Source organism: Yoonia sp. F2084L, assembly GCF_023015625.1.
Taxonomy (GTDB): domain Bacteria; phylum Pseudomonadota; class Alphaproteobacteria; order Rhodobacterales; family Rhodobacteraceae; genus Yoonia.
In genome coordinates this window covers 347,900-373,326 of the sequence record NZ_JALKAH010000002.1, presented here as the reverse complement: position 1 = coordinate 373,326, position 25,427 = coordinate 347,900, and the positions used below count along the sequence as shown (strand labels likewise).

The window sequence follows — 25,427 nt, the reverse complement described above, 5'->3', positions numbered from 1 at the left end:
ACTCCTATGCCGACACGGGCAAGTAACCCCTACCCGTTTGCAGGCAAATGATCGCGCGCGCGGCCAGTTTCAAGCCCATCTCAGAACAAATCAGTGCCCGCCGATGATGCCCGTCTTGACGCTGTAATCCACCGCCAATGCATAGTCAGGGTCGTCATCGCTATCGACCATCAAATGACCCGCTTTTGACAGCAACTGATGACAGTCCCGGCTGAGGTGGCGCAGCTGTATCTGCTTGCCCGCATCAATGTATCTCTGTGCCAGTGCCTCAATCGCCTGCAACGCGGACTGGTCAGCAACACGGCTGTTGGCAAAGTCGACGATCACGACATCCGGGTCAGAGGCGATATCAAAGATTTCCATGAAACCATCAGCGGAGCCAAAGAACAGTGGACCCTGGATTTCATAAACCTGCGCGCCCGCTTCGGTCCGGCTTTCGCGTTTGATGGCGTGAATGCGTGTGGCATTGCTCCAGGCATAAGCCAGAGCCGAGACGATCACGCCAACAACTACTGCAGTCGCCAGATCGGTCGCCACGGTCACGATGGTCACAAGGATCGTCACAAACGCATCCGTGCGCGGCACCTTGCGCAGGATACGCAAGGAGTTCCAAGCAAACGTCCCTATCACGACCATGAACATCACACCGACCAGTGCGGCCAGCGGAATCTGCTCAATCAGGCCGCTTGCAAAAAGGATGAAAGCCAGCAGGAACAGCGCCGCAGCGATCCCCGCCACCCGTGTCCGGCCACCTGATTTCACGTTGATCATGGACTGACCAATCATCGCGCATCCGCCCATACCACCAAAGAACCCGGTCACAGTATTGGCGGCCCCCTGAGCCAGACATTCCTGGCTCGCGCCACCACGCTTGCCTGTCATTTCACCCACAAGGTTCAATGTCAGCAAGCTTTCGATCAGGCCAATTGCGGCAAGGATCAGCGCATAGGGCAAGATGATCTCAAATGTTTCCCAATTCAGCGGGACCATCGGAACATGGAACGGTGGCAACCCGCCTTCGATGCTGGCCAGATCGCCAACAAGTGGCACATCAAGGCCAAACCCAATGACAAGTGCGGCCACAATGCCGATGCCAGCCAAAGGTGCGGGAATAGCGTTGGTGATCTTGGGCATGACCCAGATGATCGCCATGGTCAGCGCCACAAGGCCCAGCATTAAATACATGGGCGCACCTGACAGCCATTCACCATTCGCCATGCCGTGACCTGCACTTTCAGCAGAACCCGGCACCTGAAACTGGCCCAATTGGGCAAGGAAGATCACAATCGCCAGACCGTTCACAAAGCCAAGCATCACCGGGTGCGGCACAAGGCGAATGAACTTACCCCAGCGCATGATGCCCACGAAAATCTGGATGAGACCCATCAGAACCACGGTCGCGAACAGATATTCCACCCCATGCACTGCAACAAGGCTGACCATCACAACGGCCAAAGCGCCAGTGGCCCCCGAAATCATCCCCGGACGGCCACCAAAGACAGCCGTGATCAGACCGACGATAAAGGCCGCATAGAGCCCAACCAGAGGTTCCACGCCAGCCACGAAAGCGAAGGCCACCGCCTCAGGAACCAAAGCCAGGGCCACGGTCAGACCTGATAAAATCTCAACCCGGAACTGGCCTGGGGTCAGCGGGGCATCGGGGTCGCGAAGCGAAAGGCTGTCAGCGAAACTCGCTAAAAGGGCGCGGGCCATAAAAGATCCTGTCGAAAGGGGAATTTCATTGCCCCCTAAAGGAGCAAGCTTGCCTTGTCACCCCTCGACGCCGCGTGAATTTGCGATGTTGCGTCTTTGGCACTGCATGCAAGGGTTCCATTCTATGGCATTCCGTTTCAATGTGCGGGCGGGGATTACGACAAGGCGGATCATGCAGACGAAAATCGGGATTATTGGCGGCTCTGGCATCTACAACATGGACGGGCTGGAGGATGCCGCTTGGATTGCGGCCAAGAGCCCTTGGGGTACACCGTCAGACGCCATTTTAACCGGGCGGCTGGACGGCGTTGATATGGCCTTTTTGCCACGCCATGGGCGTGGGCATGTGCATTCACCCACGACCGTCCCCTACCGTGCGAATATCGACGCGCTGAAACGGTTGGGTGTCACCGATATCATCAGCGTCAGCGCCTGCGGATCATTCCGCGAAGAGATGGCGCCCGGTGATTTTGTCATTGTCGATCAATTCATTGACCGCACCTTCGCGCGTGAAAAGTCCTTCTTCGGCACCGGCTGTGTCGCGCATGTCAGCGTTGCGCACCCGACCTGCGCACGCCTGTCTGACGCCTGCGAAACCGCAGGTCGCGACGCTGGGATCAACATTCATCACGGCGGAACTTACCTCGCGATGGAAGGTCCGCAATTCTCTTCCATGGCCGAAAGCAAACTCTACCGCGACTGGGGTTGCGATGTGATCGGGATGACAAACATGCCCGAGGCCAAACTCGCCCGCGAAGCCGAGATTTGCTATGCCTCCGTGGCGATGGTCACGGATTATGACAGCTGGCATCCCGACCACGGGGCGGTTGACGTCAGCGACGTGATCAAAACGCTGCAAGGCAATGGCACCAAGGCACAAGATCTTATCAGCCGCCTGCCCGCCTTACTGGGCCCGGACCGCGCGCCCTGCCCGCATGGCTGTGACCGCGCGCTGGAATACGCTGTGATGACCGCCCCCGACAAACGCGACCCTGCATTGGTTGCCAAACTCGACGCCATCGCTGGCCGTGTCCTTTAAGAAAGCTTGATCCATGAAAACCGTCCAAGACTACATCCGCACGATCCCCGATTTCCCGCATGAAGGGATCATGTTCCGCGATGTGACCACGCTTTTCGGCGACCCGCGGGGGTTCCGCATTGCCATCGACCAATTGCTGCACCCCTATGCAGGGCAACCCATCGACAAGGTTGTCGGGCTTGAGGCGCGCGGGTTTATCCTTGGCGGAGCCATCGCGCACCAGCTTTCGCTGGGCTTTGTGCCGATCCGCAAAAAGGGCAAACTACCCGGCAAGACGATTGAGCAGGACTACACGCTGGAATACGGCACAGCCACGATGGAGGTGCATGACGACGCCCTGCAACCGGGCGAGAAGGTTTTGCTGGTGGATGATCTGCTTGCCACCGGCGGCACCGCCGAGGCCGGGATCAAACTGATCGAACGTATGGGAGCCGAGGTGATCGGCTGCGCCTTCGTCATCGACCTGCCGGATATTGGTGGGCGCAAGAAACTGGAAACCTTGGGTATGGATGTGCATACGCTGTGCAGCTTTGCCGGCGATTGATCCCTCCGGGGGAAGTTTTTGGGGAAAAAGAAGTAGAAAAGAACGCGCCCGACCGCCGTTATCCGCTACAGATTGACCTTTTGGGTCCGGGGCCGGGCGACTTCTCATTCCACACGGCATAACTCTTCAGTCCACCGTGCTTGGTGTGTTTGACACAAGAGAGTTAACAACTTCTTTTTCCCCAAAAACTTCCGCCGGAGGCTCCGACGTCGCCACATGTACCACTATCCTGTTTCACGCAAAACAGCACCGGGGTTCATGATCCCCAAAGGATCAAGCGCATCCTTGATCGCCCGCAGCATCGCCAGTTTGGCCGGGTCGCCATAGGTCTCAAGGTCTTTGATCTTCAACCGACCGATCCCGTGTTCTGCGCTCACAGAACCGTCCATCGCGTGCACCAGATCATGCACAACACGCTTTACCTCTGGCCGCTCCGCCTCATAGGCCGCGCGGTTTTTCCCCGGCATCGGGAAAACATTGTAATGCAGGTTTCCGTCGCCCAGATGCCCAAAGCAATTGATCCGAAACGCGCCCACCTCAGCGAGTGCCTGCTTGCCCCGTTCAATAAATGCAGGGATGGCGCTGAGCGGGAGCGAGATATCATGCGAACTGACCGACCCAATGCGCCGGTTCGCCTCCGGTATACTTTCGCGAATATGCCAGAATGCGTCGCGCTGTGCGACGTTCTGGGCAACCGCGCCATCAGTCACCAACCCTGCTTCAAACGCGCTGGAAAAAAGCCCTTCCAATGCCTCTTCCGGGTGCAACCCGGCAGGCAGCCCAACGTCAATCAGCACGGTCCATTCGGGGACCTCATCAAAGGGTTGTTTGTAGTCTGGCCCGACCTCATCCAGAAAATCAAAGCCTGCACGATGCATGATTTCAAAAGCTGATACCCCTTCGCCGATCTGGTCACCAGCCATGGCAAGCAGGTCCAGCGCTGCCGCAGGCGAGGCCACCGCCATCATCGCAGCACCAACGCCAACAGGCCTTGGGGCGAGTTTCAAAGCAGCAGCCGTGATAATGCCCAGCGTTCCTTCGGCACCGATCATCAGGTTGCGCAGGTCATACCCGGTGTTGTCTTTGCGCAGCCGCGTCAGCCCATGCCAGATCGTGCCATCCGGGCGCACCACCTCTAGCCCCAGACATTGCGCGCGCGCATTGCCATAGCGCAGCACATTCACGCCACCTGCGTTCGTTGACAGTAATCCACCGATACGCGCTGACCCTTCGGAAGCCAGCGAAAGCGGGAACAAGCGCCCCGCATCTTCGGCCGCTTTGTGTACATCGGCGAGGATCACGCCCGCGTCACAAACCAGCACATTCTCAGACGGATAGATATCGCGGATGCGGTTCATACGCTCCAGAGAAAGTACAACCGGGATCGGCCCGTCGCCGGCTAATTGCCCACCAACGAGACCGGTTCCGCCGCTGTAAGGCACAATCGGCACTTGCGCATCGGCGCAGGTGCGAACCACAGATGCGACCTCATCCGTTGACCCCGGTGCGACCACAAAGCCTTGTCCTGCCCAGCGCCCGCGTGGTTCCGACAGATAGGGCGCACTGTCCTCTTTAAAGGCCGCAGCAGGTAGCAAGCCACGCAGCTTACTTTCAAATTCGGGCGTGACCGGGTTAAGCATGTGAATTCCCCTTCAGGTTAACACGCTACATGGTCCAAAAACGCCGCGCGTCCAACCCGTTTAGCTGGCCAGAGCTGCCCCTTCGGACAGCGCGCCCAGCTTTGCATAGGCGATTTCGGGATCGACAGCGCCAAAGCCTGCGAATGTCCCAAATCCGCAATCTGATCCAGCGATCACGCGGTCTGCACCAACGATGTTCACGAAACGACTGACGCGTTCGGCGACAAGCTCGGGATGTTCCACGAAGTTGGTTGTCGTATCAACGACACCCGGCACTAACACTTTGTTATCAGGGATATCCTTTGCGCGATCACGGAAGACGGACCATTCATGGCCATGACGCGGATTGGAGGTTTCAAACAGCACGTACTGCGATTTCGTCGACATCAGCGTGTCGAACATCTTTGACATCGGAATGTCGCAGACATGCGGCCCTTCGTAGTTGCCCCAGCAGATATGCACCCGTACCTTTTCGGCAGGCATATCGGACAGCGCGTGGTTCAGCGCTTCGACATGGCTTGCCGCGATCTTGAGAAATTCATCATCCGATAAATCGTTAAACAACATATGACGCGACAACGCGAGGTCGGGGCAATCGAGTTGTAGGTCGAGGCCAGAGGCCACGATGGTTTCGTATTCTTTCTTCATCGCATCAGCCAGTGCAGCCAGATAAGCCTCGCGTGATTTGTAGTAATCATTCTGCAAAAACAATGAGATAACACCAGGGGATGCGGCGTTCATAAAGCCGCGCTCTGCCCCATGTTCCGCCATCGCCGCCTTAAGGTTCGCGATGTCCTTTTCCAATTCACCCTGCCCTTTTGATTTCACCTCGCCCACGCACATGGGCCTTGCGTACTGCGGGGTGCCGCCGTCGTCGGCTAAGCGTTTGAGAAAGCTGGGGAATTGCTTGAGGTCGGCAGGCGCGTTGCGCGGGCTGTCGCCATCGAAACCGGTGTAGCGGTCTTTGACGTAGGTGGCATAGCTGATCTTGGACGTCTCGCCATCGCTGACGATATCAATGCCTGCATCCACCTGTTTTCGCACGGTTTCTGAGACTGCCGATGTCATGGCCGCATCAAAAGCATCCGCATCGTATTCATTGCCATGCTCGCGCGCGAAGATGAAATCGACGACTTCCTGGGTGCGGGGCAAAGAGCCCACGTGGGTGGTTAAGACTTTCGACATTTCATCATCCTCTTAAGTATGTTTCGCGTACAGAACCTGTACACACGCTGTACGTACAGCTGTCATCGCGCAGGCCGTTAACCTTTCCACGTGGCCCCCGCCGAATCGCCCGTCGCGACGATGTGGTAGAGGCTGGCCTCTCCCGTCATCGAAGGCACCGCGCTATGCGGCAAGTTTTCCGGCACGGACATCGTGTCACCCGGTGCCAGCGTCGCTATGCCGCCGTCCCATGTGACCCGCCAATGCCCGCGCATGGGCATCAGAACGGATGGGTATGGGTGGCTGTGTTTCGCCTCACTCGCGGAACCGCGCGTGATGAAATCAATCTCGAACCCCGGTTTGTCACGCAGGATGCCATGTTCGCCGATGACCTTGGCGGGTTTCTTGTCGGCCAGCGCATAGAGGTCCCAGTAGCGGGCAACGTGGTTGGGCAGCACTTCTGCCGTTGTCGGCTCTGGCCGCTTGGCGAGTTCTTCGTCCGACATCAGGGGCATGGGGCCAGTCCCTTCCGGCAGTTTCTGCCCGCGCTTGGTGTCGTAGAGTTTGCCGTTCTCGCCCAAGATCAGCCCGTGATCTGCCGCGTCTTCAATCACCTGCGGCGCCCACATGACACCGCCGCCTGCGTCGTCGCCGCCAAGGACGGCCATGATCATCCCGTAGTCGGTCCCGATATTCTCAAACCCACGGAAGATGCCGGTGGGGATGTTGAAGATGTCGCCCTCTTCCAGCACGACCTCACCCGCGTCACCCCAACGTCCCCAAAAGAACCGCCATTTGCCTTTCAGGACAAAGAACACCTCTGCCGTGTGGTGATCATGCAAGGAATTGCGCACGCGCGGCGGCTGCCCGGCGGCACCGATGTTGAACCGATGCGGGATGTTGATGTGGACGTGTTGGTCGGGGCTCTCGGACACGCCGCCACCGATGATCGTAAAATTCTCTTTTTGATCAGAGCCGGGCGTGTGGGCGTCGATGAAGGCAGTTTTGCAGGGTTGCAGCTCGCCATAGCGGACGATGCGGCTTTCCATTTCAGCGGGGGTCATCATGTCGTTCCTCGTTTCGCGATAATGCGAAGTTCGCAGATGGTGCCGGGGGTCACGAACCCTGCCACTTCAATTGCAGTCCATGCGGGATAGGGGTCGGTCACATACTGGTCCCGGATTTGGCGGAACGCGGCAATGTGATCACGAATACCAACGTGGTAGCTGGTCATTTCGACGACGTCGGCAAAGCTGAGGCCGGCATGTTCCAGCACGCTGTTGACACGCGCGAAAGCCAGCTTGATTTGCGCCTCGGGGTCGGGGTCGACTGTGCCGCCGGGCCCTGCCCCGGTCATGCCGGTTAGAAACAGAAAATCACCTGAAAAGAGCGCAGGTGACATCTTCCAATCGTCAACGTAGCCTTCCATGCCGGGTGGTATGATGCTGCGATCTGTCATGGGTTAACCCTGCGCCATCAAAATCTGCTTCCAGATCGCAATTTCATCATAAAGCGCGAATTCGCGACGCAGGCCAACACCGTCAGGACCGTAAGGTCCGAACTCGGCGTGGCACATCCCCATTACGTGCACGTCCGCACCGGTGGGTTCGCCGAAGCTGCCCCAGCCTTCGTGCTTGCCGTCGAGTGACCAGCGGATCGCGGCGCGAGGCGACAGCATGTCGGCATCCATGCCGATCTGGTGGTGGATTTTGAACTCTGCATGCGGGAAGGACGATCGCAGGCCAACCCAGAATTCGAGGATACCTTCCCAACCGACCGCTCGTCTCGCGCCCGCATATTCGCCAATGCAGGCTCGGTCATAGCTGTCGCGGATATGTGTAAAGTCGTGGTTCATGATCCGGGTGAGTGTGTCCGCATAGCGTTGCCCCCATGCGTTGTCATTCCCGGTGCCGTGATAGCCTCCGTCAACGTCCATCGCAGGCGTAAAGGGTTTGTTGGCTTTGTCGGGGCCACCTTCGCGGGCGATCAGTTCGGCGGCATAATCGCGCGGGTCCATCCCCAACTGCCGCACGATCCCACCGTAGTCGCGGACCAGCCATTCGTCGTAGATCGTGTCTTCTTTTGCCGCGCAATCAGCGATGACATAGACCTGCCAGTGTTTGCCTGTTGCCGGGCCGAATTGTCCGTCGCGTGTGTGTGTTGCTTTGGTCAGCAAGCGGTGAGATGACAGATAGCCCGTGTTTTCATCACCTGACCAGATCACGTCTTCGCCCAAGAGTTCACGATCCGGGAATTCGTTGATTGTGGCCATGGTTGCGGCGATCACGTCTTGATTGCCCATGCTAATCCCCATGGGCGAGCGTACAGGAATATCAGGCGCATAATAATGGTTCAGCGTGCCAACGCCCCGATCTTCCCAAATCTCTTTGGTGATCCCGATGATGTAGTCGGGGAAATCTTTCCAGCGGTTGGAAAAGCCCTTCATGTCTTTGGTCCTTTGGTGGTGCCGCGCTGGATAAGCGGGCTGTCTATTTCTATCAGCTGTGCGGGCAGTGTCGGGTCGTCGATGCGGCTGATCAGCGCCTCGACCGTGGCCTCGACCATGCGGTTCAGGGGCTGGCGCATCGTCGTCAGGTTGTAGGCAGGCCATGCCGCCAAGGGTACGTCGTCGTAACCGACAATCGCCACATCGTCCGGCACGCGTAGCCCCATTTCGTGGCGCAGCGTGTCCAGCACAGCAAATGCCATGTGGTCGTTGCCCACGAAAATGGCGTTGGGTGGTATGCTGCTGTCCATCATGGATTGCGCGGCGGCGGCGGCAGTTTCGCGGTCGTACATGCCGTCGATGATCTGGGGTGTGATACCATGTTCGGCCAGCACCTCGCAGAACCCCGCCTGCCGGTCGCGTCCGGTAGATGACCCAGCCCAGCCGCTGATATGACCGATGGTCTTGTGCCCGCAGGACAGCAGAAATTCTGCGACCGCACGTCCACCTTTGACGTTGGCCGATGTGACCGAGGAGATCGCTTCGCCTTCTTGCCCACGGTTGAACATGACGACCGGAATACCTGCCGCCGCGCAGCGTTGCGTTAAATCGTTTGTCATGCCGACTGAAGCCGTGATGATCCCGTCGACCTGGTAGTCGAGTAGTTCTTGCATGACCTCTTCGGCGGCCCCTTGGCTGTTGGACGCGGTGAAGACAAGGATGTGATAGCCTTTTTCCTGCAACGCATTGGACAGCAGCTGCAGGGCCAGCGGATAGAACTGGTTATCCAGATACGCCACAACCAACCCGATGATCCGGCTTTTACCGGTGATCATCGCGCGCGCCATCATGTTTGGGCGGTAGCCAAGCTCTTCGGCTGCCTTGCGGACCTTCTCCACCGTCTTGGCACTCGCGGATGCACCGGGTGTAAACACCCGACTGACCGCCGATTGGCTGACGCCTGCGCGTTCAGCGACTTGGAGAGATGTGATCTTAACCATCAGTCTGCTGTCCAACCTCCGTCGATCAACATATGCGTGCCGGTCATCAGCGCGGAAGCGTCCGAGGCGAGGTAGACAACAGGTCCCATCATGTCGGTGACTTCGCCCACGCGCCCCAGCTTGATCTTGTCCATGATCCACGCGACCCGGTCAGGGTTGCTGAAGGTCTGTTCGGTCAATGGCGTGCGGATGAAAGTCGGGCAGATCGTGTTGACCCGGATGCCCTGTTTGCCCCATTCGATGGCCATGGCCTTGGTAAAGCCTTCGACCGCGAATTTCGTACTGCAATAAACCGCCCTCTCGATCCCGCCAACATGCGCCATCTGGCTGGTGATGTTGATCAGGCTGCCGGGTTTGCCAGCGTTGAGCAGACCCTTAGCGACTGCGCGGGTGAGGAAATAAGCGCCTTTGAAGTTGATGTCAGAGACGGCGTCGAAATCTTGCTCTGTCGTTTCAATGGCGGGCGAGTGGATGGCGAGGCCAGCCGAGTTGACCAGAATGTCGAAGGGGCCCTGTTCGGCGACGGTCGCTTCGGTCGCCGCAACGTCTGACACATCCATCGCGATGGCCTGTGCCTGAAACCCTGCGTTACGCATTTGTTGGACAACAGCGCCCAGCTTCTCTGCGTTGCGTGCCGAGACTGTGACATCGGCCCCAGCCTCTGCCAAGGCCACCGCGCAGGCCAAGCCAATGCCCGAGGACCCGCCGGCCACCAGTGCGCGTTTGCCATCAAGCCGGAAGGAAGGGGTGGTCGGTAATGTCATTGCGATAGCCCCTTGTCGATGGTGCCAGAGCCTCTGGCGGGAGTTTTTCGAGCAAGACGATCAGCGGGCGGCGTTGGATATTTGATGCCCTCGAACGGCGGAAAATCAGCGTACCGCGCCATGCGTTCGCCGTGATCTTCAGGCGGAGGGTGACCGGCATGGACCAGCTTGCCCAGCGGGCGCACGTAGCTGTAGATCATGCGCGCAGGCTCTTCGCGCCATGTCAGATTGAAGGCTGCAAGTTTTGGAAAGAAGCACATCTCGTGATAGGGCAGATGATCGTGCACCCAATAGGCCAGATCGCGCCAGTCGCGACCATGATCGTATTGATCTGCAAACCACGGCACCACGATACTGGCGCAGGCCCCCATCCGGCCCTTGGCATCGCGCATATCCCAGATGTGGCCTGCGTAATTTGATGTATTGCGTGCGCAGCGCTGTGGTTTGGCCTCGGTCGCCCCAAAATGGTTCAACGTCGGCGACCGATAGGCAGAGCGCACAGCAATCGGCCCGAATGTATCGACCATCGGGTCGAGCAGGTTCTGGCAAAGCTGCATGCCTGCTGTGATCGCAAGATTAGGATCATCGGGGATATTCGGGATGCCAAAGAAGTTGCCGATTTCGGTGTAAAGAAAATCACGCATGAAGAAATGCCGCGATAGCCGCACGCGCCCGAGGTCATCGAGCGCGCTGTAGCTTTTTGGTTTGCGTTTCTTCCCCGTTGCCATGACCTATTCCGCTGCTGTCCCGTAAGCCACGTTTTTGCCGCCATAGCGGCGCACGCGGATGTTGCATTGTTCAGCGTGACCGACAAAGCCTTCAAGCATGCAAAGGCGCGAACCGTATTCGCCGACCAGTGTGGCCGCCTCATCCGTCAGCACCTTTTGATAGCTATGCGTTTTTAGGAACTTACCAACCCACAGACCACCCGTATAGCGCCCGGCCTTTTTGGTCGGCAGCGTGTGGTTGGTGCCGATAACCTTATCGCCGTTGGCGACATTGGTGCGCGGCCCGAGGAACAGCGCACCGTAGCAGGTCATGTTTTCAAGGAACCAATCGTCGCGGTCTGTCATGACTTGGACATGCTCAGATGCAATATCATCGGCGACGGCCAGCATTTCGTCGTAGGTGTCGCAGAGGATGACTTCGCCATAATCCTCCCATGAGGTCCGTGCCGTTTCAGCGGTGGGCAGAATATCGAGGATGCGGTCGATCTCGGCCAGAGTGTCCTTGGCAAGCTTCGCGGAGTTGGTGAGCAGAACCGCGGGTGAGTTGTAGCCATGCTCCGCCTGCCCCAAAAGGTCAGTCGCGCAAAGTTCGGCATCGACGGTGTCATCTGCGATGACCATTGTTTCGGTGGGTCCGGCGAAAAGGTCGATGCCGACGCGCCCAAAGAGTTGCCGCTTGGCCTCGGCCACGAAGGCGTTGCCAGGGCCGACAATCATATGCACGGGATCGACGGTTTCGGTGCCCAGTGCCATTGCACCGACCGCCTGCATCCCGCCCAGAACGTAGATTTCATGTGCGCCACCCATGTGCATCGCGGCGACGATGGCCGGGTGCGGTTCGCCGTTTTGTGGCGGAGCCGACGCAACGATGCGGGGAACTTGCGCGACCGAGGCGGTCAGGACCGACATATGCGCAGAGGCGACCATGGGGAATTTGCCGCCGGGGACGTAGCAGCCCACGGATTGCACGGGGATGTTTTTGTGACCAAGGATCACACCAGGGATCGTTTCGACCTCGATATCGGTCATTGAGGCCCGTTGTGCCTGGGCGAAACTGCGGATCTGGTCTTGGGCGAATTTGATGTCCTCCATGTCGCGGGGCGAAACTTTGGACATGGCCGCGTCAATCTCGGACTGGCTGAGGCGGAAGTTGGCCGGCGAGTACTTATCGAACTTCTCGGACAGCGCGCGCACTGCCGCATCGCCACGCTTTTCGATATCGCTGAGCGTTGTTTCGACAATACCTCGCACTTTGGCGTCATCTTCGGCACGCTCCGCTTCGGGCTTGCCTGATTTGAGATATGTGATTGCCATGATGCAGACCTCTTAAGATGTCATTCGGGGGCCGGGTGGGACGTTATGCAACCCGGGGAATAGATCGACGCCCATTTGCAGAAGGACATCGGGAATATCGACGAAAACCCAGTTCTCGACCAGCAAGTCGCCTTCGCGACGCCACCAGTCACAGACCCGCATCAGCAGCGTGTCGGTCGAGGGAGGTTGGTCGAGGAACGGGCCTTTGCGCACGCACATCAGCGAAGGCCAGCCAGCGCTCCAGATATAATCGCCATCGGCGGCGCGGGTCAGGTGGCTGGTGACGCCATTGCCTGCGGCACCCCCCGACCAATCCGAAAATGCGTTTTCAAAGGGAACCTGGAAGCCTGCAAAGTTTTCGATCCCGACGAAAGAGCCGAAGGCCGCAGGCCCGTACCAGACCATGTTTTCGTGCCAGTAGGGGCGCCATGCTTCGTCCTCGGTAGCGAGGTTTTTGAGCATTTGGGTGACCATCTCGGCTGAGCTTGCACTGCGTCCCGGGTCGTTGTCGTGCAGTTGCAACCCGTCTTGCGTGGCAGGGCCGCGGTGTGGGCCGGTGTAGCCACGATCACGTCCGGGGCTGTCTTTGATGGGCCATGCGCCTGCGGCGATCATCAGTTCGGGGATGTCGAGGTAGATCCAGCTTTCGACCGCCTGCCCGTTCTCCATCCGGTGAAATTCACCTACGCGCAGGTAGGACAATGTGCCAGTGGCTTTGATCCCTAACCAGTCTTGCGCGAAGTGGCCAACATAATACCCCGTACAGGTGACCCAATCAGCATTGTCGTAACTGCCGCCTGTGAGGATGTAGTCGCGGCGAAAAAGCCCTTGGAACGCCGATTGCAGCGGGGCAAGAAAGCGGTCGATATAGGCGTCTGGTCCAGCCAGATCGTTGAACGGATGGCTGTGATGGATCACGGCATCGCGCGCAAAAAACCCACGCACGGCTGCGTCATGCCCGCCGGGGTGTGCGAAGGCATCAAGGTAGGTTTTGGCGATCTGTTTGTTGGCTAGATGGGTCATCAGTACCCTTCCGGTTTAGGCGGCTCTGCGTCGCCTTTGTCGTATTTCTCCCAGCCTTCGCCGCCAAAGACATCGACACCGAGTTGCATCATCACGGAGACGAAATCGACCGAGACCGGGTTGTCGGCGATGCGCCCGTCCTCAACCCGCCAGAAATCCATATATGGGATTTTGACTCGTTTGCCGGTGGCAGGGATGCCCATGAATGTGCCGGTATGTGTGCCTTCGATATGGCCGAAACAGGCGGCCCATTCGCCGTCAGCTAGGAACTGATCCGTCTTATAGTCGCGGTCGGTGAATGCCGCGCGTAGCGGCCATTGCCAGTTACGCTGGAATGCCTTGACGCCATTCTTGGTGCCGCACCCTTGATTGCCGCGCCATGTGAAATCTTCGGTAAAGTACTTCAGCATATCCATTTCGTTGTTCGCAAGACCCTGTTCCATCGCTTTGACGGCATCGAGTGAGGCTTGTGATTTTGCGTCGCGGGTCATGCGGCGTCCTTTGCTGTGTTGTATCTTTCAGGCGTGATCGGCTGCGGCATCTGCCCGCTAGATGCGCTCGCCTGTTTTTTGATCGAACAGGTGGCAGATGTCGGCAGGGATGTTGGCGTGGACCGGTTCGTCAATCTCGACCCGATATTCCTTGCCCGATTTCACGGACACAATCGTGTTGCCCACACGCATCGTCACCATCGTCGCCTCGCCCAAAAGTTCGAGCGAATAGACGGCGGAGTTAACCTCGGCACTGCCTTCGGCGACGCTCGCATCTTCTGCGCGGAAGCCCAGTGTGACAGGGCCACTCTGCCCGGTCGGCAAACCGCTGATAGTCATATTTTTCGCCGTGAACGTCCCATCAGAAATCTCGCCATCGACAAGGTTCATGGCCGGCGATCCGATGAAACCCGCAACGAAGGTGTTGGCGGGGTTGTCGTAGATTTCCGTGGGCGTTCCGACTTGCTGAACCACACCTTTGCTCATCACCACAACGCGGTCCGCCAGTGTCATGGCTTCGATCTGGTCGTGGGTCACGTAGATCGTAGTGACCTTGAGTTCATGGCTGAGGTTCTTGATCTGTGCGCGCGTGGAGACCCGCAGTTTCGCATCAAGGTTTGACAGGGGTTCGTCCATCAAGAACACATTGGGTTCACGCACGATGGCGCGCGCCAAGGCAACACGCTGGCGTTGGCCGCCTGACAGTTCTGCGGGTTTGCGGTGCAGGAAGTCATCCAGTTCGACCATGGCCGAAGCGCGCATCACGCGCTCGTCGTGTTCGACCTGCGGCACACCGCGTACTTTCAGCGGAAAGCGGATGTTTTCATAGACGTTCAGGTTGGGATAAAGCGCATAGCTTTGGAACACCATCGCCACGTCGCGGTCCTTGGGTTCAAGATCGTTGATCCGCTTGCCGTCAACCATGATGTCACCGTCAGTGGCGTCTTCTAGCCCCGCAATCATGCGCATCGTCGTAGTCTTGCCGCATCCAGATGGACCAAGCAGCACAAGGAACTCTTGATCAGCGATTGTCAGATCAAAACTCTGAACGCCAACAAAAGACCCCCACCGTTTGGATACATTGCGTAGCTGAATTTCGGCCATGATGCGCCCCTTGCATACGTTTGCAAAAAGACTGCCGCGATTCCGAAAATCTGGCAAGTATAAATCGTCAGCACTTAAATTTCTTTGCTTTTCACACTCAAAATGCTTGCGTGATGCGGACCATTGAAGGTTAACTTGCAAACGTATGCAAAGCCATCGCGATTCGCGGATGGCCGATATCCAGCCGGGACACACCGGTACCAAAAGAACAACTGGGAGGTTCTTAAAAAATGAAAATCTGGAAAACTGCTATGCTGGGCACCGCCGTTGCTGCACTTACCGCGACGGGCACCTTCGCCTGCGAAGCGGATGGTCGTGTCAGCATCATCGGCAACGAATTTCCTGCGATCCAAACTGTCGCTGCCGCAGCTGGTGCATGTGAAGGCATCACATTTTCGTCGAACCTGACGGCTGATCACCAAACACTCAATGTTGCCGGTATGACAGGCAACCCGGCTGAGTACACAACGGCGATCGTTGCGAACTCTTCCATCGTCGCCCTGATCAACGAAGATGTGATCCGCCCGCTTGACGATTTGGTTGCTGAATATGGCCAGGACATCGCGCCTTCGCAGTTGATCACCGTTGACGGTAAGATCATGGCCGTTGCTTTCATGGCGAACGCCCAGCACCTTGTGTACCGCGCTGACGTGCTTGAGCAGGTTGGCCTTGAAGTGCCCACATCCTACGAAGAAGTGCTTGCTGCGGCCGAGGCGATCCGCGCCGCTGGCATCATGGAACACCCGGTGGGTGGTGCATATGCCGCCGGTTGGAACCTCGCACAGGAATTCACCAATATGTACATTGGGACAGGCGGCGCGTTCTTCAAACCCGGCACTGCCGAAATCAGCATCAACAATGCGCAGGGCGTTGAGGCGCTTGAGATGATGAAGGCGCTGACTGCCTATATGAACCCTGACTATCTCACGCACGACAGCAACGCGACCTCTGCCGAGTGGGAAGCAGGCAATGTGGCCTTGATGAATATGTGGGGCAGCCGTACCGGTGTTCTGATGGACGACGAAGGGGCAGCACCGGAAGTCTATGAAAACACGGCCGTGTCCGGCCCGTTGACCGTTGGCGACAGCGGCACACCTGCCACGACACTCTGGTGGGACGGTTGGACCGTCGCCAAGAACATCAGCGATGAAGATGCGGCGGCGACATTCCAAGCGATGGCCGCCGGTGTATCTCCTGCGATTTTGGATGACACGACGATGAGCCAAGCGGTTTGGCTGATGGAAGGCTACCAACCTGAAGCCGTCAACGAAGGCGTTTTGGCTTCTGTTGCAGCCGGTTCCACCCCCTACCCAATGCGTCCATTCCAGGGCCTTTTGCACACAGCACTGGGTGACAACATCGCGGATTTCCTGCAAGGCAACGAAAGCGCCGAACAGACATTGGCAGATATCGAAGCGGCCTACACGGCTGCGGCGACTGAAAAAGGCTTCCTGCAGTAAGGACGCAATCGGGAAGGCGCGTGCCGCCTTCCCGTTTCACGATCTGGGGCAAATCATATGAAGCATTCCTCCTTTTTTTGGTTTGTCCTCCCATCAGCCCTGCTGATGCTGACCTTCATCGCCTTCCCGATTGTGTCGGTGGTCACACAATCGCTTTATCAAGAGCATGAGCAGGTTCTGATTGAGGTTGAAAACTGCGGCCCCTTCGGTTGCACGCAATCAACGACCGTTGACACCCAAGCCACCGAAGCCCTGCGCGCGGCACAGCCATTGGGCCAGTGGGCCGGTCTGGATATCTACAAAGATCGCAACCACCTTGCCTTTGCAGAAGTCGGCGAGGCTTGGGCCAGTTCAGTCAGCATGCGTGATTTCGCAGGGTCTTTGATGAACCTGCCGTTCTATGACGCGATTGCGTTCACATTGACATATACCGCCGTGGTCACACCCCTGACGATCATCTTTGGTTTTCTGATTGCCATTGGCGTCAACGCCGTCGCAAGGACGATGCGCGGGCCCACGATCTTTTTATCGCTTTTGCCGATGATCGTCACCCCAATCGTCGGCGCGCTGGTCCTGTTCTGGATGGTGGATGCGCGGGGCGTTCTGGGTGCTGGCTTGCAGTGGCTGGCCGACGACCCGAACCTCTCGGTCAAAGCCTCGACCCCGCTGACGTGGATTATGCTGATGGTCTACGGCATCTGGTCGTCCGCCCCTTTTGCCTTCATCGTCTATTACGCTGGTCTGCAAACTGTGAATACAGACACGCTTGAGGCCGCGATGATTGACGGGGCTACCCGCTGGCAGCGCATTCGCTATGTTGTCATTCCTCATCTGGTGCCGCTGACCACGTTCATCGCCTTGATTCAGCTGATGGATAACTTCCGCGTCTTTGAACCCATCGTGAGTTTCAGCGCACAGGCCCATGCAAGGTCGCTGTCATTCGCCATCTTCAACGATTTGGGTGGCGAGACGCGTTTGCTCTCCTCTGCTGCCGCCACATCGGTGCTGACAATCATTGGTGTCGCGATCCTGTTGTCGCCTGTCCTTGTGCGGACGTGGCGCGATTTCGGAAAGGCAAGGTAGCCCGATGTCAAAAGCCACCCGACTTTCCCCCACAACCAAGATCATGGCCTACGGCTTCTTAGGTCTCTGGCTGGTCATGGCCGCCTTCCCGTTCATCTGGACCCTCTGGGGATCGTTCAAGGTTGAGGGTGACTTCTTTTCCAAGGCCGATTGGGCAAACTCGCTGTTTGGTACACTGACGATTGCCGAAACCGGCGGCAGCTTTACTGGTGACGGATACTATGGCGCGTGGATACAAGAAGAGTTCTGGCGCGCCGCACTGAATACATTCATCGTTTGCGTTTGCGTTGTCACAATCTCACTGACCTGCGGCACTTTGGGCGGCTACGCCCTGTCGCGATCCACATACCGCTACGCGTTCTGGTTTTTGCTGTTTGCGCTGATGTTCCGCGCCATGCCGCCGCTGACACTGGTATCGGGCTATCTGTTGCCGTTCTTTGAGTGGAACCTCTGGGGCCATCTGAGCACGACGATCATCGTGCTTGTGGCGATTAACCAGCCTTTCACCCTGTGGATGCTGCATGCCTTCTTTAAAAACATCCCTACGGATCTTGACGAAAGCGCAATGGTTGACGGCTGCACCCGTTTTCAGGCCTTTCGCCATGTGATCATCCCGGTCATGTGGCCCGGTGTGATTACCACAGGTTTGTTCAGCTTCCTGCTGGCCTATAACGACTTTGCTGTCACAACGATGCTGCTGAGCAAAGAGAACCAGACGATGGTGCCCAAGCTGGTCAGCTTCCTTGGTACGACCCAAACCAAGGGTAATGTGATGTTTGCGGTGGCTGCTGTTGTGTCAATCACGGCACCGCTGTTCATCATGATCATTTTCTTCCAAAAACAGATCGTATCAGGTCTGACCGCAGGCGCTGTGAAAGGCTAATTGCAATGAGTTTCCAATCTGAAAAAGCGCTGGTGCGCGCCCATTATGATGCGCTGGCCAAAGCAACACCTGAAACTGTGGCAGATGCGCTGGCCGTGCACACCAGTGCAGATTGGCACTGGCGTGGGATGCATCCGTTTTATGAACAAGACGGGGCGCAGGCCGTCGCCGAGAGTTTTTGGGCGCCGTTTCTGAGGGCTATGACCAAGGTCCAGCGCCGGCAGGACATCTTTATCGCCGGTCGCAATGAGATTGATGATTTCCAGTCGGTCTGGGTGATCTCTATGGGTCACCTGATGGGGCTGTTTGATGCACCTTTCCTTGGCATCAAACCCAATCGCCGGATCGCGATGCTGCGCTATGCTGAGTTCCATAAGGTCGTGGACGGCAAGATCGTTGAAACGGCAATGTTCTGCGATCTGATCCACCTGATGAGCCAAGCGGGCCAATACCCTCTGCCCCCGCAAACGGGCATGCATCTGGTGCAGCCGGGACCTGCAACCCACGATGGTTTGTTGTTTAATGATGCCGCACCCGGCGAAGGTGAGAAAACGCTCACGCTCATCAACCAGATGATCGGCGATATCAACACTCATCAAAAATACAGCACCCCGCAAGAAGAGCTTGCTCAAAGCTGGCATGACGATTTCGTCTGGTGGGGGCCTGACGGGATTGGGGCGACCTACACCATTGACCGCTATATTGAGCAGCATCAACGCCCGTTTCGCACGCAAATCAAGGATCGGGTCTATAACGGGCACATCTGCCGCACAGCCGAGGGGAATTTCGGCGGTTTCTTTGGCTGGGCCAACCTGAGCGTAACAAATGGCGGCGGCTATCTTGGTATGCCCGCCGGGGCACGATCCGAAATGCGGGTCGTGGATCTGTATCGACGCGACGGCGATAAGCTGGCCGAAAACTGGATATTCATTGATATTTTGCACTTTCTTGCCATGCAGGGCGCGGATATTTTGGGACGTATGCGGGACCTTTAAGGCTGCGATAGGAACCTGATTCTGTAAGGTTTCCCGCCCTACGTTTTCCTCAAAAGTGCCATTTTTGGTAGGTAGATGTTCATAGTGTTCTGTTTTAAATTACCGTTGCGGCGCAAAGGCGACGGTAACGTAGTAAGGTACGAGTAAATGGCGCAGTATTCCTATATCGGATATGATACCACCGCGGTTGTTTTCAGCGGCGGTAACGTGTCGCTATCTGGCACTTACGATGCCAACGTCAACCGGCGCGTTTTCGACGTCAATGATGGTGCGGGTGGTACCGTGTTGGGCGGCCGTACCGACGCCGGTGTTATTTTCGATGGTGACCGTCTAGATGATGAAGATGGCGATGATGCGACCCAAACTGGCGTTGCCACCAACCTCGATGGAACCACCACCTTTGCCAGCGGCGACATGTACCTTGAAGAGTCGTACTTGCTGACAGCCCCCGGCGGCGCGACAATTACGATGTATCGTGTTGAAGTTGAGGGTGTATTTGTCGGCCACATCGTGTCCGAACCGCTGGACCCCGGTGTCACCTATACTTTTTCGATAACAAACGTCACGCCCTTCAACGCGCCAGATACAACCGATCCGACCGCGATCGTCGACGTGCCTTGCTTTTTCGCCGGCACGATGATCATGACGCCGGATGGCGAGCGTGCGGTTGATGACCTCAACGTTGGTGACCACGTCACGACCGCGTCGGGTGAAACACAAATAATCCGCTGGATTGGGCGACGCGTGATCCTGCCCTCTTTTGCGACGGATCATGGACTTTGGCCCGTGCGCATCAGCACGGGGGCCCTTAGCGCTGGACTGCCAACCTGCGATCTAACCGTTTCGCCGAACCACCGGATGCTGATCTCATCACCGGAAAATGAGCTCCATTTTGGGCAGCCGGACGTGCTGGTCGCTGCAAAGTTTCTGATTGGACAGGACGGTGTTGAACAGGTCACTGATCTGGCCAGCATCACCTATTTCCACTTGCTTTTCGACAAGCACGAAATCCTCGTCTCAAACGGCGTGCCCAGCGAAAGCTTGTACCCCGGTGACATGACATTGCGCGGCATGGCCCGTGCAGCGCAGGACGAGATTATGACGCTGTTTCCAGAGTTGCAGACCCAAGGTTTAGACAGCTATGGACCGGTCGCAACCCGTACCTTGCGGCGCCACGAAGCGGCCCTCTTAGCCCCGGCAGGCTAGCCTACTTCGGTCTTGCCGCGTCGGTCACCCCGCAAGTTGGCGTAAAGCACATGGTTGCGCCAGCGCCCATTAATTTGCAGATAGCTTTGGGCCACACCCTCGTATTTGTAGCCGCATTGTTCCAGCAAACGCCGTGATGCGTTGTTTTCGGGCAGGCATCCCGCCTCAATCCGGCTCAGGTCCAGCGCTGTAAACGCATGGTGAACGACGGCTTGAATAGCCTCGCGCATATAGCCTTGCCGCGCGAAGGGTTCACCAATCCAGTACCCCGTGATCCCTGATTGTGCCGGTCCCCGCTTGATGTGGTCGAGCGTGATCGCCCCCAAGAGGCCATTGTCCTCGCGCCGCACCAAAAATAACGGCATGGCGGTGCCATTGGCAATCGACCGCTGCGCCCAATAGACCCGGTTGGTAAAGGCCTTACGGGACAAATGATCAGAGGCCCATGTGGGCTCCCACGGTTTGAGGAAGGCTTCACTATCGCGCCGCAACCCGGACCACGCCCTGAAATCGCTGTGCACGGGCGGGCGCAATGTCAGCCGCTCGGTTTCGATACGGACCTTCTTTTTGGCCCCGAGCATTAGGCCGCCAACCGTGCTTTCAAAGCGTCAAGCGACGGTGCCGCATCCGCCGGACCATAGAGTGCCAGCGCTGTACCTGCCTGCCCCGCCATTTCCCCAGCAAAACCTTTGACGTCACCTGTCGTCACATCATCAATCCGCTCGATGGTTTCATCAATGCTGGGGATACGCCCCCAGATTGACAAAAGCCGTGCAAGCCGTTCGGCCCGATTGGACGGGCTTTCCAATCCCATCAACAGGCCTGCTTTCATCTGGCTCCGCGCCCGCGCGACCTCTGCCGCACTCATGTCGTCAGCAGCGCGCTTCATCTCATCAATCGTGATGTTGGCAAGTTCTGCAATCTGTTCGGCACTGGTCCCTGCGTAGATTGTCGTGAGGCCTGTGTCCTCGTAGGCACCTGCCTGCGCAAAGATCGTGTAGCACAGCCCGCGATGCTCGCGCACTTCCTGGAACAGACGCGAGGACATGCCACCGCCCATGACGTTGGCGTAGATTTGTGCGGTGTAGATCGCAGGGTCGAGGTAAGTCGGCCCTTCGAGGGCTAGCGCAAAATGGACCTGTTCAAGGTCCTTGTTTTCGCGCCGCTCACCACCGCCAAAGGCGGCTGGCTGCATCAGTTCTGGGGCACGTGCGACTGCGGGCAGATGTCCGAACAACGCTTCGGCCTGGGCGACAATTGCGTCATGGTCAATGGCCCCTGCCGCAGACAAGATCATCTGATTGGGGCCATAGTGCTCGCCGACAAACCCTTGCAGATCATCGCGGCTAAAGCTGCTGACCCGTTCCGTCGGCCCCAGGATCGTGCGACCCAATGCCTGATCAGGATAGGCCACCTCTTGCAGCCAGTCGAAGATGATGTCGTCAGGCGTGTCGAGTGCTTGCCCGATTTCTTGTAAGATCACACCACGCTCAACCTCGATCTCGGCGGGGTCGAAGACAGGGTTCAGCAGAATGTCTGAGATCACATCAAGGCCGAGCGCCACGTCATCTTCCAGCACACGCGCGTAATAGGCTGTCATCTCGCGGCTGGTATAAGCATTGATGTAGCCACCCACATCTTCGATGCTTTCGGCAATTTGCAGGGCGCTCCGCGTCTTGGTTCCCTTGAACGCCATATGTTCAAGGAAGTGCGCGATCCCGTTCTGTTCAATCCGTTCGTGGCGTCCGCCCGCCTGAACCCAGATACCGATACTGGAAGATTTCAGCCCTGGCATATCCTCGGTGACGATACGAAAGCCGTTGGACAGCGTGTGCAGTTGGATGGTCAATTACGTATCCGTTCCTTGATGACGGCTTGTAATGCCGACAAGTCATTCTTTACGCGTGTGACGCGCTCCGGTCGGTCATACAGGTCAGCCATGCGTGGGGGAAGAGGTGCCGCGACACCTGAGGCCGCTTTCACGGCGTCGGGGAACTTTGCCGGGTGCGCTGTTGCCAGCGTGACCATCGGTGTTGTGCCCAAATGCGCCTCGGCCACATGGACGCCGACCGCGGTGTGCGGACAAAGGAGTTCGCCGTGTTTCGCGAGGTAGGTTTTGATTGCGGCGTGCGTTTCATCCTCGGACGCGCGGCCGGATTTGAAGGTGTCTTTCAGCATCTGGTATGCGCCTTGGCTGATCTGGAAACCACCCTGCTTGAGGTCTTCCATTTGTGCCGCAACTGTCGCCCCGTCGCGGTTGTAGGCGTCAAAAAGAGCGCGTTCGAAGTTGGAGCTGACCTGGATATCCATAGAGGGGCTGATCGTCGGCTCCACGCCTTCTTTGGTGTAGGCGCCAGTCTTGAGCGTCCGGTGCAGAATGTCGTTGCGGTTGGTGGCGACCACAAGATTGGCAATCGGCAGGCCCATCTTCTTGGCGATGTAGCCTGCGAAGATATCGCCGAAGTTGCCCGTCGGCACTGTGAAGCTGACCTCCCGGTGCGGCGCGCCCAGTGAAACAGCGGCGGTGAAGTAATAAACCACCTGCGCCAGCACGCGGCCCCAGTTGATAGAGTTCACGCCGGCCAGTTTCACCTCTTCACGGAACGCGAAGTCGTTGAACATGTCTTTGACTGCCGCTTGGCAGTCGTCGAAATCACCATCGACGGCCAGCGCATGCACGTTGCTTTCCGTGGGCGTGGTCATCTGGCGGCGCTGCACTTCGGACACACGGCCATGTGGATACATGATGAACACGTCGACAGCCTTGAGCCCCCGGAACGCTTCGATCGCCGCAGAGCCTGTGTCGCCTGAGGTAGCCCCCACAATGGTGACACGGTCGCCAGAACGTGTGAGGGCAGCTTGGAACATCTGTCCAATCAACTGCATGGCAAAGTCTTTGAACGCCAGCGTCGGGCCGTGAAACAGTTCCAGCAGGTAGTGATTGCTGTCGAGTTGCACCAACGGCGCGCGCGCGGCGTGGCCGAAACCGGCGTAGGCTTGTTTGATCAGGCCGCGGAATTCATCGTCTGTGAAAGTGTCACCGATGAATGGGCGCATCACATCATAGGCGACTTCTTCGTAGGATTTCCCCGCCATCGCCGCGATTTGGGCATGGGTCAGCGATGGCACCTCTTCCGGGACATAAAGACCGCCGTCCCGGGCCAGACCCGTCAGCATCGCTTCTTCGAAACTCAACGTGGGTGCTGCACCACGAGTCGAGATATAGCGCATCAGTCTTGGGCGTCCTTCGGGCGCAGGGTACGGCGTATCAGGTAAAGGCTCATAGTCGCCCAGACGAAGGCCAGCAAGAACCATGTCACCGCATACTCGAAATGGTCGTTTTTGATGGTCGCCGTGTTCACCGGCAAAGGCGTCAGACGCGGGTCCGCAGGCGACGTTTGGGTTGTGACAACCATCAAAGGCTGGGCGTCGAGCGCGGCGGACATGGTTGCGATATTGCGTGCGAACCAGATGTTTGCATCCAAGTCAGGGTCAGGAGTGCTGCTGTTCTGATCATCCGGCCAAAGCAAAGTGCCCGTCATATCCATCGGAGCCACCAAAGGCCGCGCATCCTTGTTGTCCAGCGCCAGCAACCCCTGATCGACCAGGATCGGCCCAAGTGCGGTTTGCACCTTTGAGATCACGCGGTAGCCGGTACCTGCTTGGGTGCCGGATACCAGAACATGCAGTTCATCACCTGTCGGGATTCCCACCAAGCTGACGCGTGTGTATTCGTGGGTGTCTTCGGTCACGTCAAGCGACAATGGAACAGGGTCCGCGGCAAGCCGGGTGTCAATGTCTTCAAGAATGGCTGCTTTCCATGCGAGCCGCTCAACCTGCCAAAGTCCAAGGCTGATCAGCACGCCGCAACCAGCCAGACCGAGAATCAATGGAAAGAGAATCTTACGCAGCATTTTGCGCCCTTGATGGTGAAAACGCGCGAGACTGCCCTCGCGCGTTTGCATTTGAATGGTGGATCAAGATCCACCTTACATGATCAGCGCTCATATGCCCCAGATGTAGACGGCGAAGAACAGGAAAAGCCAAACAACGTCCACAAAGTGCCAGTACCAAGCTGCTGCCTCGAAGCCCACATGCTTTTCGGGAGTAAAATGCCCTGCCCGCGCCCGCATGTAGCAAACGAACAGGAAGATCGTCCCGATGATCACATGGAAGCCATGGAAACCAGTGGCCATAAAGAAGTTTGAGAAGAACTTGTCGCCACCGAACGTCCAGTCCTGCTGTACCAGTAGATACCAGTATTCATAGGCCTGAAGACCTGTGAAAAGGATACCGAGGACAACCGCGAGCAAAAGCCCGTGCTCAAGGTCTTTGCGATTGTTTTCATGCACCAGCGCGTGGTGTGCCCATGTGACCGCCATACCCGAGCAGAGCAATACAAGCGTGTTGATCAACGGCAGGTGGAAAGCGTCAACTTGATAGAAACTTGGCTCTACATAAGAAGTGCCTGCATATTCGCTCATCGGATAGATCGTGTGTTTGAAGAACGACCAGAACCATGCCGCAAAGAACATGACTTCGGACATGATGAACATGATAAAGCCATAGCGCAGGCCGATCCGCACGACGGGCGTGTGATCGCCTACATTGCTTTCTGCTACGACCTCGGCCCACCATGCGAACATGACGTAAAGAACTGCGGCCAGACCGATCAGGAACATGTAAGGGCCGGAGCCATGCATCCAGATCACAGCACCAAATAGCATGATAAACGCACCAAGACCGCCCATGAGCGGCCAGATCGAAGGTGGCAGAATGTGATAATCGTGGTTTTTCGCGTGCGCCATGTGGTGCGTTCCCTATCGGTT

25 protein-coding genes are annotated in these 25,427 nt (G+C 57.5%); 7 read left to right on the top strand and 18 right to left on the bottom strand.

Annotation, left to right across the window (positions count from 1 at the left end):
• Positions 1–90: 90 nt before the first annotated feature.
• Positions 91–1,713 (bottom strand): SulP family inorganic anion transporter, encoded by a 1,623-nt coding sequence (locus MWU60_RS07380; RefSeq protein ID WP_247226604.1) that lies wholly within the window; start codon positions 1,711–1,713, stop codon positions 91–93.
• Between the two features lie 169 nt (positions 1,714–1,882).
• Between MWU60_RS07380 and MWU60_RS07375 the strand changes: the two genes are divergently transcribed.
• Together MWU60_RS07375 and MWU60_RS07370 are read left to right on the top strand one after the other, a co-directional pair.
• Positions 1,883–2,752: an S-methyl-5'-thioadenosine phosphorylase gene (locus tag MWU60_RS07375; protein ID WP_247226869.1), complete on the top strand. Its 870-nt coding sequence runs from the start codon at positions 1,883–1,885 to the stop codon at positions 2,750–2,752.
• A 13-nt stretch (positions 2,753–2,765) separates the two neighbouring features.
• The gene (locus MWU60_RS07370; RefSeq protein WP_247226603.1) at positions 2,766–3,296 is read left to right on the top strand and encodes an adenine phosphoribosyltransferase; all 531 of its coding nucleotides are present in this window, start codon (positions 2,766–2,768) and stop codon (positions 3,294–3,296) included.
• A 224-nt stretch (positions 3,297–3,520) separates the two neighbouring features.
• On the opposite strand, the gene MWU60_RS07365 is transcribed toward MWU60_RS07370, so the two are convergent.
• The 12 genes from MWU60_RS07365 to ugpC all read right to left on the bottom strand — a co-directional run bounded on the left by MWU60_RS07365 (position 3,521) and on the right by ugpC (position 14,971).
• Positions 3,521–4,936, bottom strand: coding sequence for an FAD-binding oxidoreductase (locus MWU60_RS07365; RefSeq protein ID WP_247226602.1), 1,416 nt, complete (start codon positions 4,934–4,936; stop codon positions 3,521–3,523).
• 60 nt (positions 4,937–4,996) lie between these two features.
• The gene (locus MWU60_RS07360) at positions 4,997–6,121 is read right to left on the bottom strand and encodes a cobalamin-independent methionine synthase II family protein (RefSeq protein ID WP_247226601.1); all 1,125 of its coding nucleotides are present in this window, start codon (positions 6,119–6,121) and stop codon (positions 4,997–4,999) included.
• Between the two features lie 77 nt (positions 6,122–6,198).
• The gene (locus MWU60_RS07355; RefSeq protein WP_247226600.1) at positions 6,199–7,164 is read right to left on the bottom strand and encodes a cupin domain-containing protein; all 966 of its coding nucleotides are present in this window, start codon (positions 7,162–7,164) and stop codon (positions 6,199–6,201) included.
• Positions 7,164–7,559, bottom strand: coding sequence for a RidA family protein (locus MWU60_RS07350; RefSeq protein WP_247226599.1), 396 nt, complete (start codon positions 7,557–7,559; stop codon positions 7,164–7,166). The genes MWU60_RS07355 and MWU60_RS07350 overlap by 1 nt, the downstream gene beginning before the upstream one ends.
• 3 nt (positions 7,560–7,562) lie before the next feature.
• Positions 7,563–8,546 (bottom strand): nuclear transport factor 2 family protein, encoded by a 984-nt coding sequence (locus MWU60_RS07345; protein ID WP_247226598.1) that lies wholly within the window; start codon positions 8,544–8,546, stop codon positions 7,563–7,565.
• Positions 8,543–9,547: a LacI family DNA-binding transcriptional regulator gene (locus MWU60_RS07340; protein ID WP_247226597.1), complete on the bottom strand. Its 1,005-nt coding sequence runs from the start codon at positions 9,545–9,547 to the stop codon at positions 8,543–8,545. Before MWU60_RS07340 ends, MWU60_RS07345 begins: the two co-directional genes overlap by 4 nt.
• On the bottom strand, positions 9,547–10,311 hold the full coding sequence (locus MWU60_RS07335; protein ID WP_247226596.1) for an SDR family oxidoreductase: 765 nt from the start codon (positions 10,309–10,311) through the stop codon (positions 9,547–9,549). The genes MWU60_RS07340 and MWU60_RS07335 overlap by 1 nt, the downstream gene beginning before the upstream one ends.
• Positions 10,308–11,039, bottom strand: coding sequence for a hypothetical protein (locus MWU60_RS07330; protein ID WP_247226595.1), 732 nt, complete (start codon positions 11,037–11,039; stop codon positions 10,308–10,310). Before MWU60_RS07330 ends, MWU60_RS07335 begins: the two co-directional genes overlap by 4 nt.
• Before the next feature lie 3 nt (positions 11,040–11,042).
• The gene (gene hisD, locus MWU60_RS07325; protein ID WP_247226594.1) at positions 11,043–12,353 is read right to left on the bottom strand and encodes a histidinol dehydrogenase; all 1,311 of its coding nucleotides are present in this window, start codon (positions 12,351–12,353) and stop codon (positions 11,043–11,045) included.
• Between the two features lie 12 nt (positions 12,354–12,365).
• Entirely contained in the window at positions 12,366–13,376 is a 1,011-nt protein-coding gene (locus MWU60_RS07320; RefSeq protein WP_247226593.1) for a nuclear transport factor 2 family protein, read from the bottom strand.
• Positions 13,376–13,867: an ester cyclase gene (locus MWU60_RS07315; protein WP_247226592.1), complete on the bottom strand. Its 492-nt coding sequence runs from the start codon at positions 13,865–13,867 to the stop codon at positions 13,376–13,378. Before MWU60_RS07315 ends, MWU60_RS07320 begins: the two co-directional genes overlap by 1 nt.
• A 57-nt stretch (positions 13,868–13,924) precedes the next feature.
• Positions 13,925–14,971 (bottom strand): sn-glycerol-3-phosphate ABC transporter ATP-binding protein UgpC, encoded by a 1,047-nt coding sequence (gene ugpC / locus MWU60_RS07310; RefSeq protein WP_247226591.1) that lies wholly within the window; start codon positions 14,969–14,971, stop codon positions 13,925–13,927.
• A gap of 230 nt (positions 14,972–15,201) precedes the next feature.
• Here ugpC and MWU60_RS07305 point away from each other — a divergent pair, with 230 nt between their 5' ends.
• The 5 genes from MWU60_RS07305 to MWU60_RS07285 all read left to right on the top strand — a co-directional run bounded on the left by MWU60_RS07305 (position 15,202) and on the right by MWU60_RS07285 (position 20,598).
• Positions 15,202–16,431, top strand: coding sequence for an extracellular solute-binding protein (locus tag MWU60_RS07305; RefSeq protein WP_247226590.1), 1,230 nt, complete (start codon positions 15,202–15,204; stop codon positions 16,429–16,431).
• A 57-nt stretch (positions 16,432–16,488) separates the two neighbouring features.
• Positions 16,489–17,514: a sugar ABC transporter permease gene (locus MWU60_RS07300; protein WP_247226589.1), complete on the top strand. Its 1,026-nt coding sequence runs from the start codon at positions 16,489–16,491 to the stop codon at positions 17,512–17,514.
• 4 nt (positions 17,515–17,518) lie between these two features.
• Positions 17,519–18,397, top strand: coding sequence for a carbohydrate ABC transporter permease (locus tag MWU60_RS07295; RefSeq protein WP_247226588.1), 879 nt, complete (start codon positions 17,519–17,521; stop codon positions 18,395–18,397).
• Positions 18,398–18,402: 5 nt separating this feature from the next.
• A complete protein-coding gene (locus MWU60_RS07290; protein WP_247226587.1) occupies positions 18,403–19,392 on the top strand; it encodes a nuclear transport factor 2 family protein in 990 nt (329 codons plus the stop codon).
• Between the two features lie 147 nt (positions 19,393–19,539).
• The gene (locus MWU60_RS07285; protein ID WP_247226586.1) at positions 19,540–20,598 is read left to right on the top strand and encodes a Hint domain-containing protein; all 1,059 of its coding nucleotides are present in this window, start codon (positions 19,540–19,542) and stop codon (positions 20,596–20,598) included.
• Here the strand turns inward: MWU60_RS07285 and MWU60_RS07280 are convergent.
• The 5 genes from MWU60_RS07280 to MWU60_RS07260 form a co-directional block, all read right to left on the bottom strand.
• On the bottom strand, positions 20,595–21,179 hold the full coding sequence (locus MWU60_RS07280; protein WP_247226585.1) for a GNAT family protein: 585 nt from the start codon (positions 21,177–21,179) through the stop codon (positions 20,595–20,597). The two genes, MWU60_RS07285 and MWU60_RS07280, sit on opposite strands and share 4 nt — an antisense overlap.
• Positions 21,179–22,447, bottom strand: coding sequence for a pitrilysin family protein (locus MWU60_RS07275; RefSeq protein WP_247226584.1), 1,269 nt, complete (start codon positions 22,445–22,447; stop codon positions 21,179–21,181). The genes MWU60_RS07280 and MWU60_RS07275 overlap by 1 nt, the downstream gene beginning before the upstream one ends.
• Positions 22,444–23,829: a threonine synthase gene (gene thrC, locus MWU60_RS07270; RefSeq protein WP_247226583.1), complete on the bottom strand. Its 1,386-nt coding sequence runs from the start codon at positions 23,827–23,829 to the stop codon at positions 22,444–22,446. Before thrC ends, MWU60_RS07275 begins: the two co-directional genes overlap by 4 nt.
• A complete protein-coding gene (locus tag MWU60_RS07265; protein WP_247226582.1) occupies positions 23,829–24,512 on the bottom strand; it encodes an SURF1 family protein in 684 nt (227 codons plus the stop codon). The genes thrC and MWU60_RS07265 overlap by 1 nt, the downstream gene beginning before the upstream one ends.
• A 90-nt stretch (positions 24,513–24,602) precedes the next feature.
• Positions 24,603–25,406, bottom strand: coding sequence for a cytochrome c oxidase subunit 3 (locus MWU60_RS07260; RefSeq protein ID WP_247226581.1), 804 nt, complete (start codon positions 25,404–25,406; stop codon positions 24,603–24,605).
• Positions 25,407–25,427: the final 21 nt, after the last annotated feature.

What these genes read in the sequence shown, in the direction of transcription:
- thrC (WP_247226583.1), bottom strand. Translation starts at nt 23,829, where the DNA reads ATGCGCTATATCTCGACTCGTGGTGCAGCACCCACGTTGAGTTTCGAA.
- MWU60_RS07295 (WP_247226588.1), top strand. Translation starts at nt 17,519, where the DNA reads ATGTCAAAAGCCACCCGACTTTCCCCCACAACCAAGATCATGGCCTAC.
- MWU60_RS07280 (WP_247226585.1), bottom strand. Translation starts at nt 21,179, where the DNA reads ATGCTCGGGGCCAAAAAGAAGGTCCGTATCGAAACCGAGCGGCTGACA.
- MWU60_RS07305 (WP_247226590.1), top strand. Translation starts at nt 15,202, where the DNA reads ATGAAAATCTGGAAAACTGCTATGCTGGGCACCGCCGTTGCTGCACTT.
- MWU60_RS07320 (WP_247226593.1), bottom strand. Translation starts at nt 13,376, where the DNA reads ATGACCCATCTAGCCAACAAACAGATCGCCAAAACCTACCTTGATGCC.
- ugpC (WP_247226591.1), bottom strand. Translation starts at nt 14,971, where the DNA reads ATGGCCGAAATTCAGCTACGCAATGTATCCAAACGGTGGGGGTCTTTT.
- MWU60_RS07265 (WP_247226582.1), bottom strand. Translation starts at nt 24,512, where the DNA reads ATGCTGCGTAAGATTCTCTTTCCATTGATTCTCGGTCTGGCTGGTTGC.
- MWU60_RS07315 (WP_247226592.1), bottom strand. Translation starts at nt 13,867, where the DNA reads ATGACCCGCGACGCAAAATCACAAGCCTCACTCGATGCCGTCAAAGCG.
- MWU60_RS07360 (WP_247226601.1), bottom strand. Translation starts at nt 6,121, where the DNA reads ATGTCGAAAGTCTTAACCACCCACGTGGGCTCTTTGCCCCGCACCCAG.
- MWU60_RS07335 (WP_247226596.1), bottom strand. Translation starts at nt 10,311, where the DNA reads ATGACATTACCGACCACCCCTTCCTTCCGGCTTGATGGCAAACGCGCA.
- MWU60_RS07285 (WP_247226586.1), top strand. Translation starts at nt 19,540, where the DNA reads ATGGCGCAGTATTCCTATATCGGATATGATACCACCGCGGTTGTTTTC.
- hisD (WP_247226594.1), bottom strand. Translation starts at nt 12,353, where the DNA reads ATGGCAATCACATATCTCAAATCAGGCAAGCCCGAAGCGGAGCGTGCC.
- MWU60_RS07365 (WP_247226602.1), bottom strand. Translation starts at nt 4,936, where the DNA reads ATGCTTAACCCGGTCACGCCCGAATTTGAAAGTAAGCTGCGTGGCTTG.
- MWU60_RS07260 (WP_247226581.1), bottom strand. Translation starts at nt 25,406, where the DNA reads ATGGCGCACGCGAAAAACCACGATTATCACATTCTGCCACCTTCGATC.
- MWU60_RS07300 (WP_247226589.1), top strand. Translation starts at nt 16,489, where the DNA reads ATGAAGCATTCCTCCTTTTTTTGGTTTGTCCTCCCATCAGCCCTGCTG.
- MWU60_RS07370 (WP_247226603.1), top strand. Translation starts at nt 2,766, where the DNA reads ATGAAAACCGTCCAAGACTACATCCGCACGATCCCCGATTTCCCGCAT.
- MWU60_RS07380 (WP_247226604.1), bottom strand. Translation starts at nt 1,713, where the DNA reads ATGGCCCGCGCCCTTTTAGCGAGTTTCGCTGACAGCCTTTCGCTTCGC.
- MWU60_RS07290 (WP_247226587.1), top strand. Translation starts at nt 18,403, where the DNA reads ATGAGTTTCCAATCTGAAAAAGCGCTGGTGCGCGCCCATTATGATGCG.
- MWU60_RS07345 (WP_247226598.1), bottom strand. Translation starts at nt 8,546, where the DNA reads ATGAAGGGCTTTTCCAACCGCTGGAAAGATTTCCCCGACTACATCATC.
- MWU60_RS07330 (WP_247226595.1), bottom strand. Translation starts at nt 11,039, where the DNA reads ATGGCAACGGGGAAGAAACGCAAACCAAAAAGCTACAGCGCGCTCGAT.
- MWU60_RS07355 (WP_247226600.1), bottom strand. Translation starts at nt 7,164, where the DNA reads ATGACCCCCGCTGAAATGGAAAGCCGCATCGTCCGCTATGGCGAGCTG.
- MWU60_RS07350 (WP_247226599.1), bottom strand. Translation starts at nt 7,559, where the DNA reads ATGACAGATCGCAGCATCATACCACCCGGCATGGAAGGCTACGTTGAC.
- MWU60_RS07340 (WP_247226597.1), bottom strand. Translation starts at nt 9,547, where the DNA reads ATGGTTAAGATCACATCTCTCCAAGTCGCTGAACGCGCAGGCGTCAGC.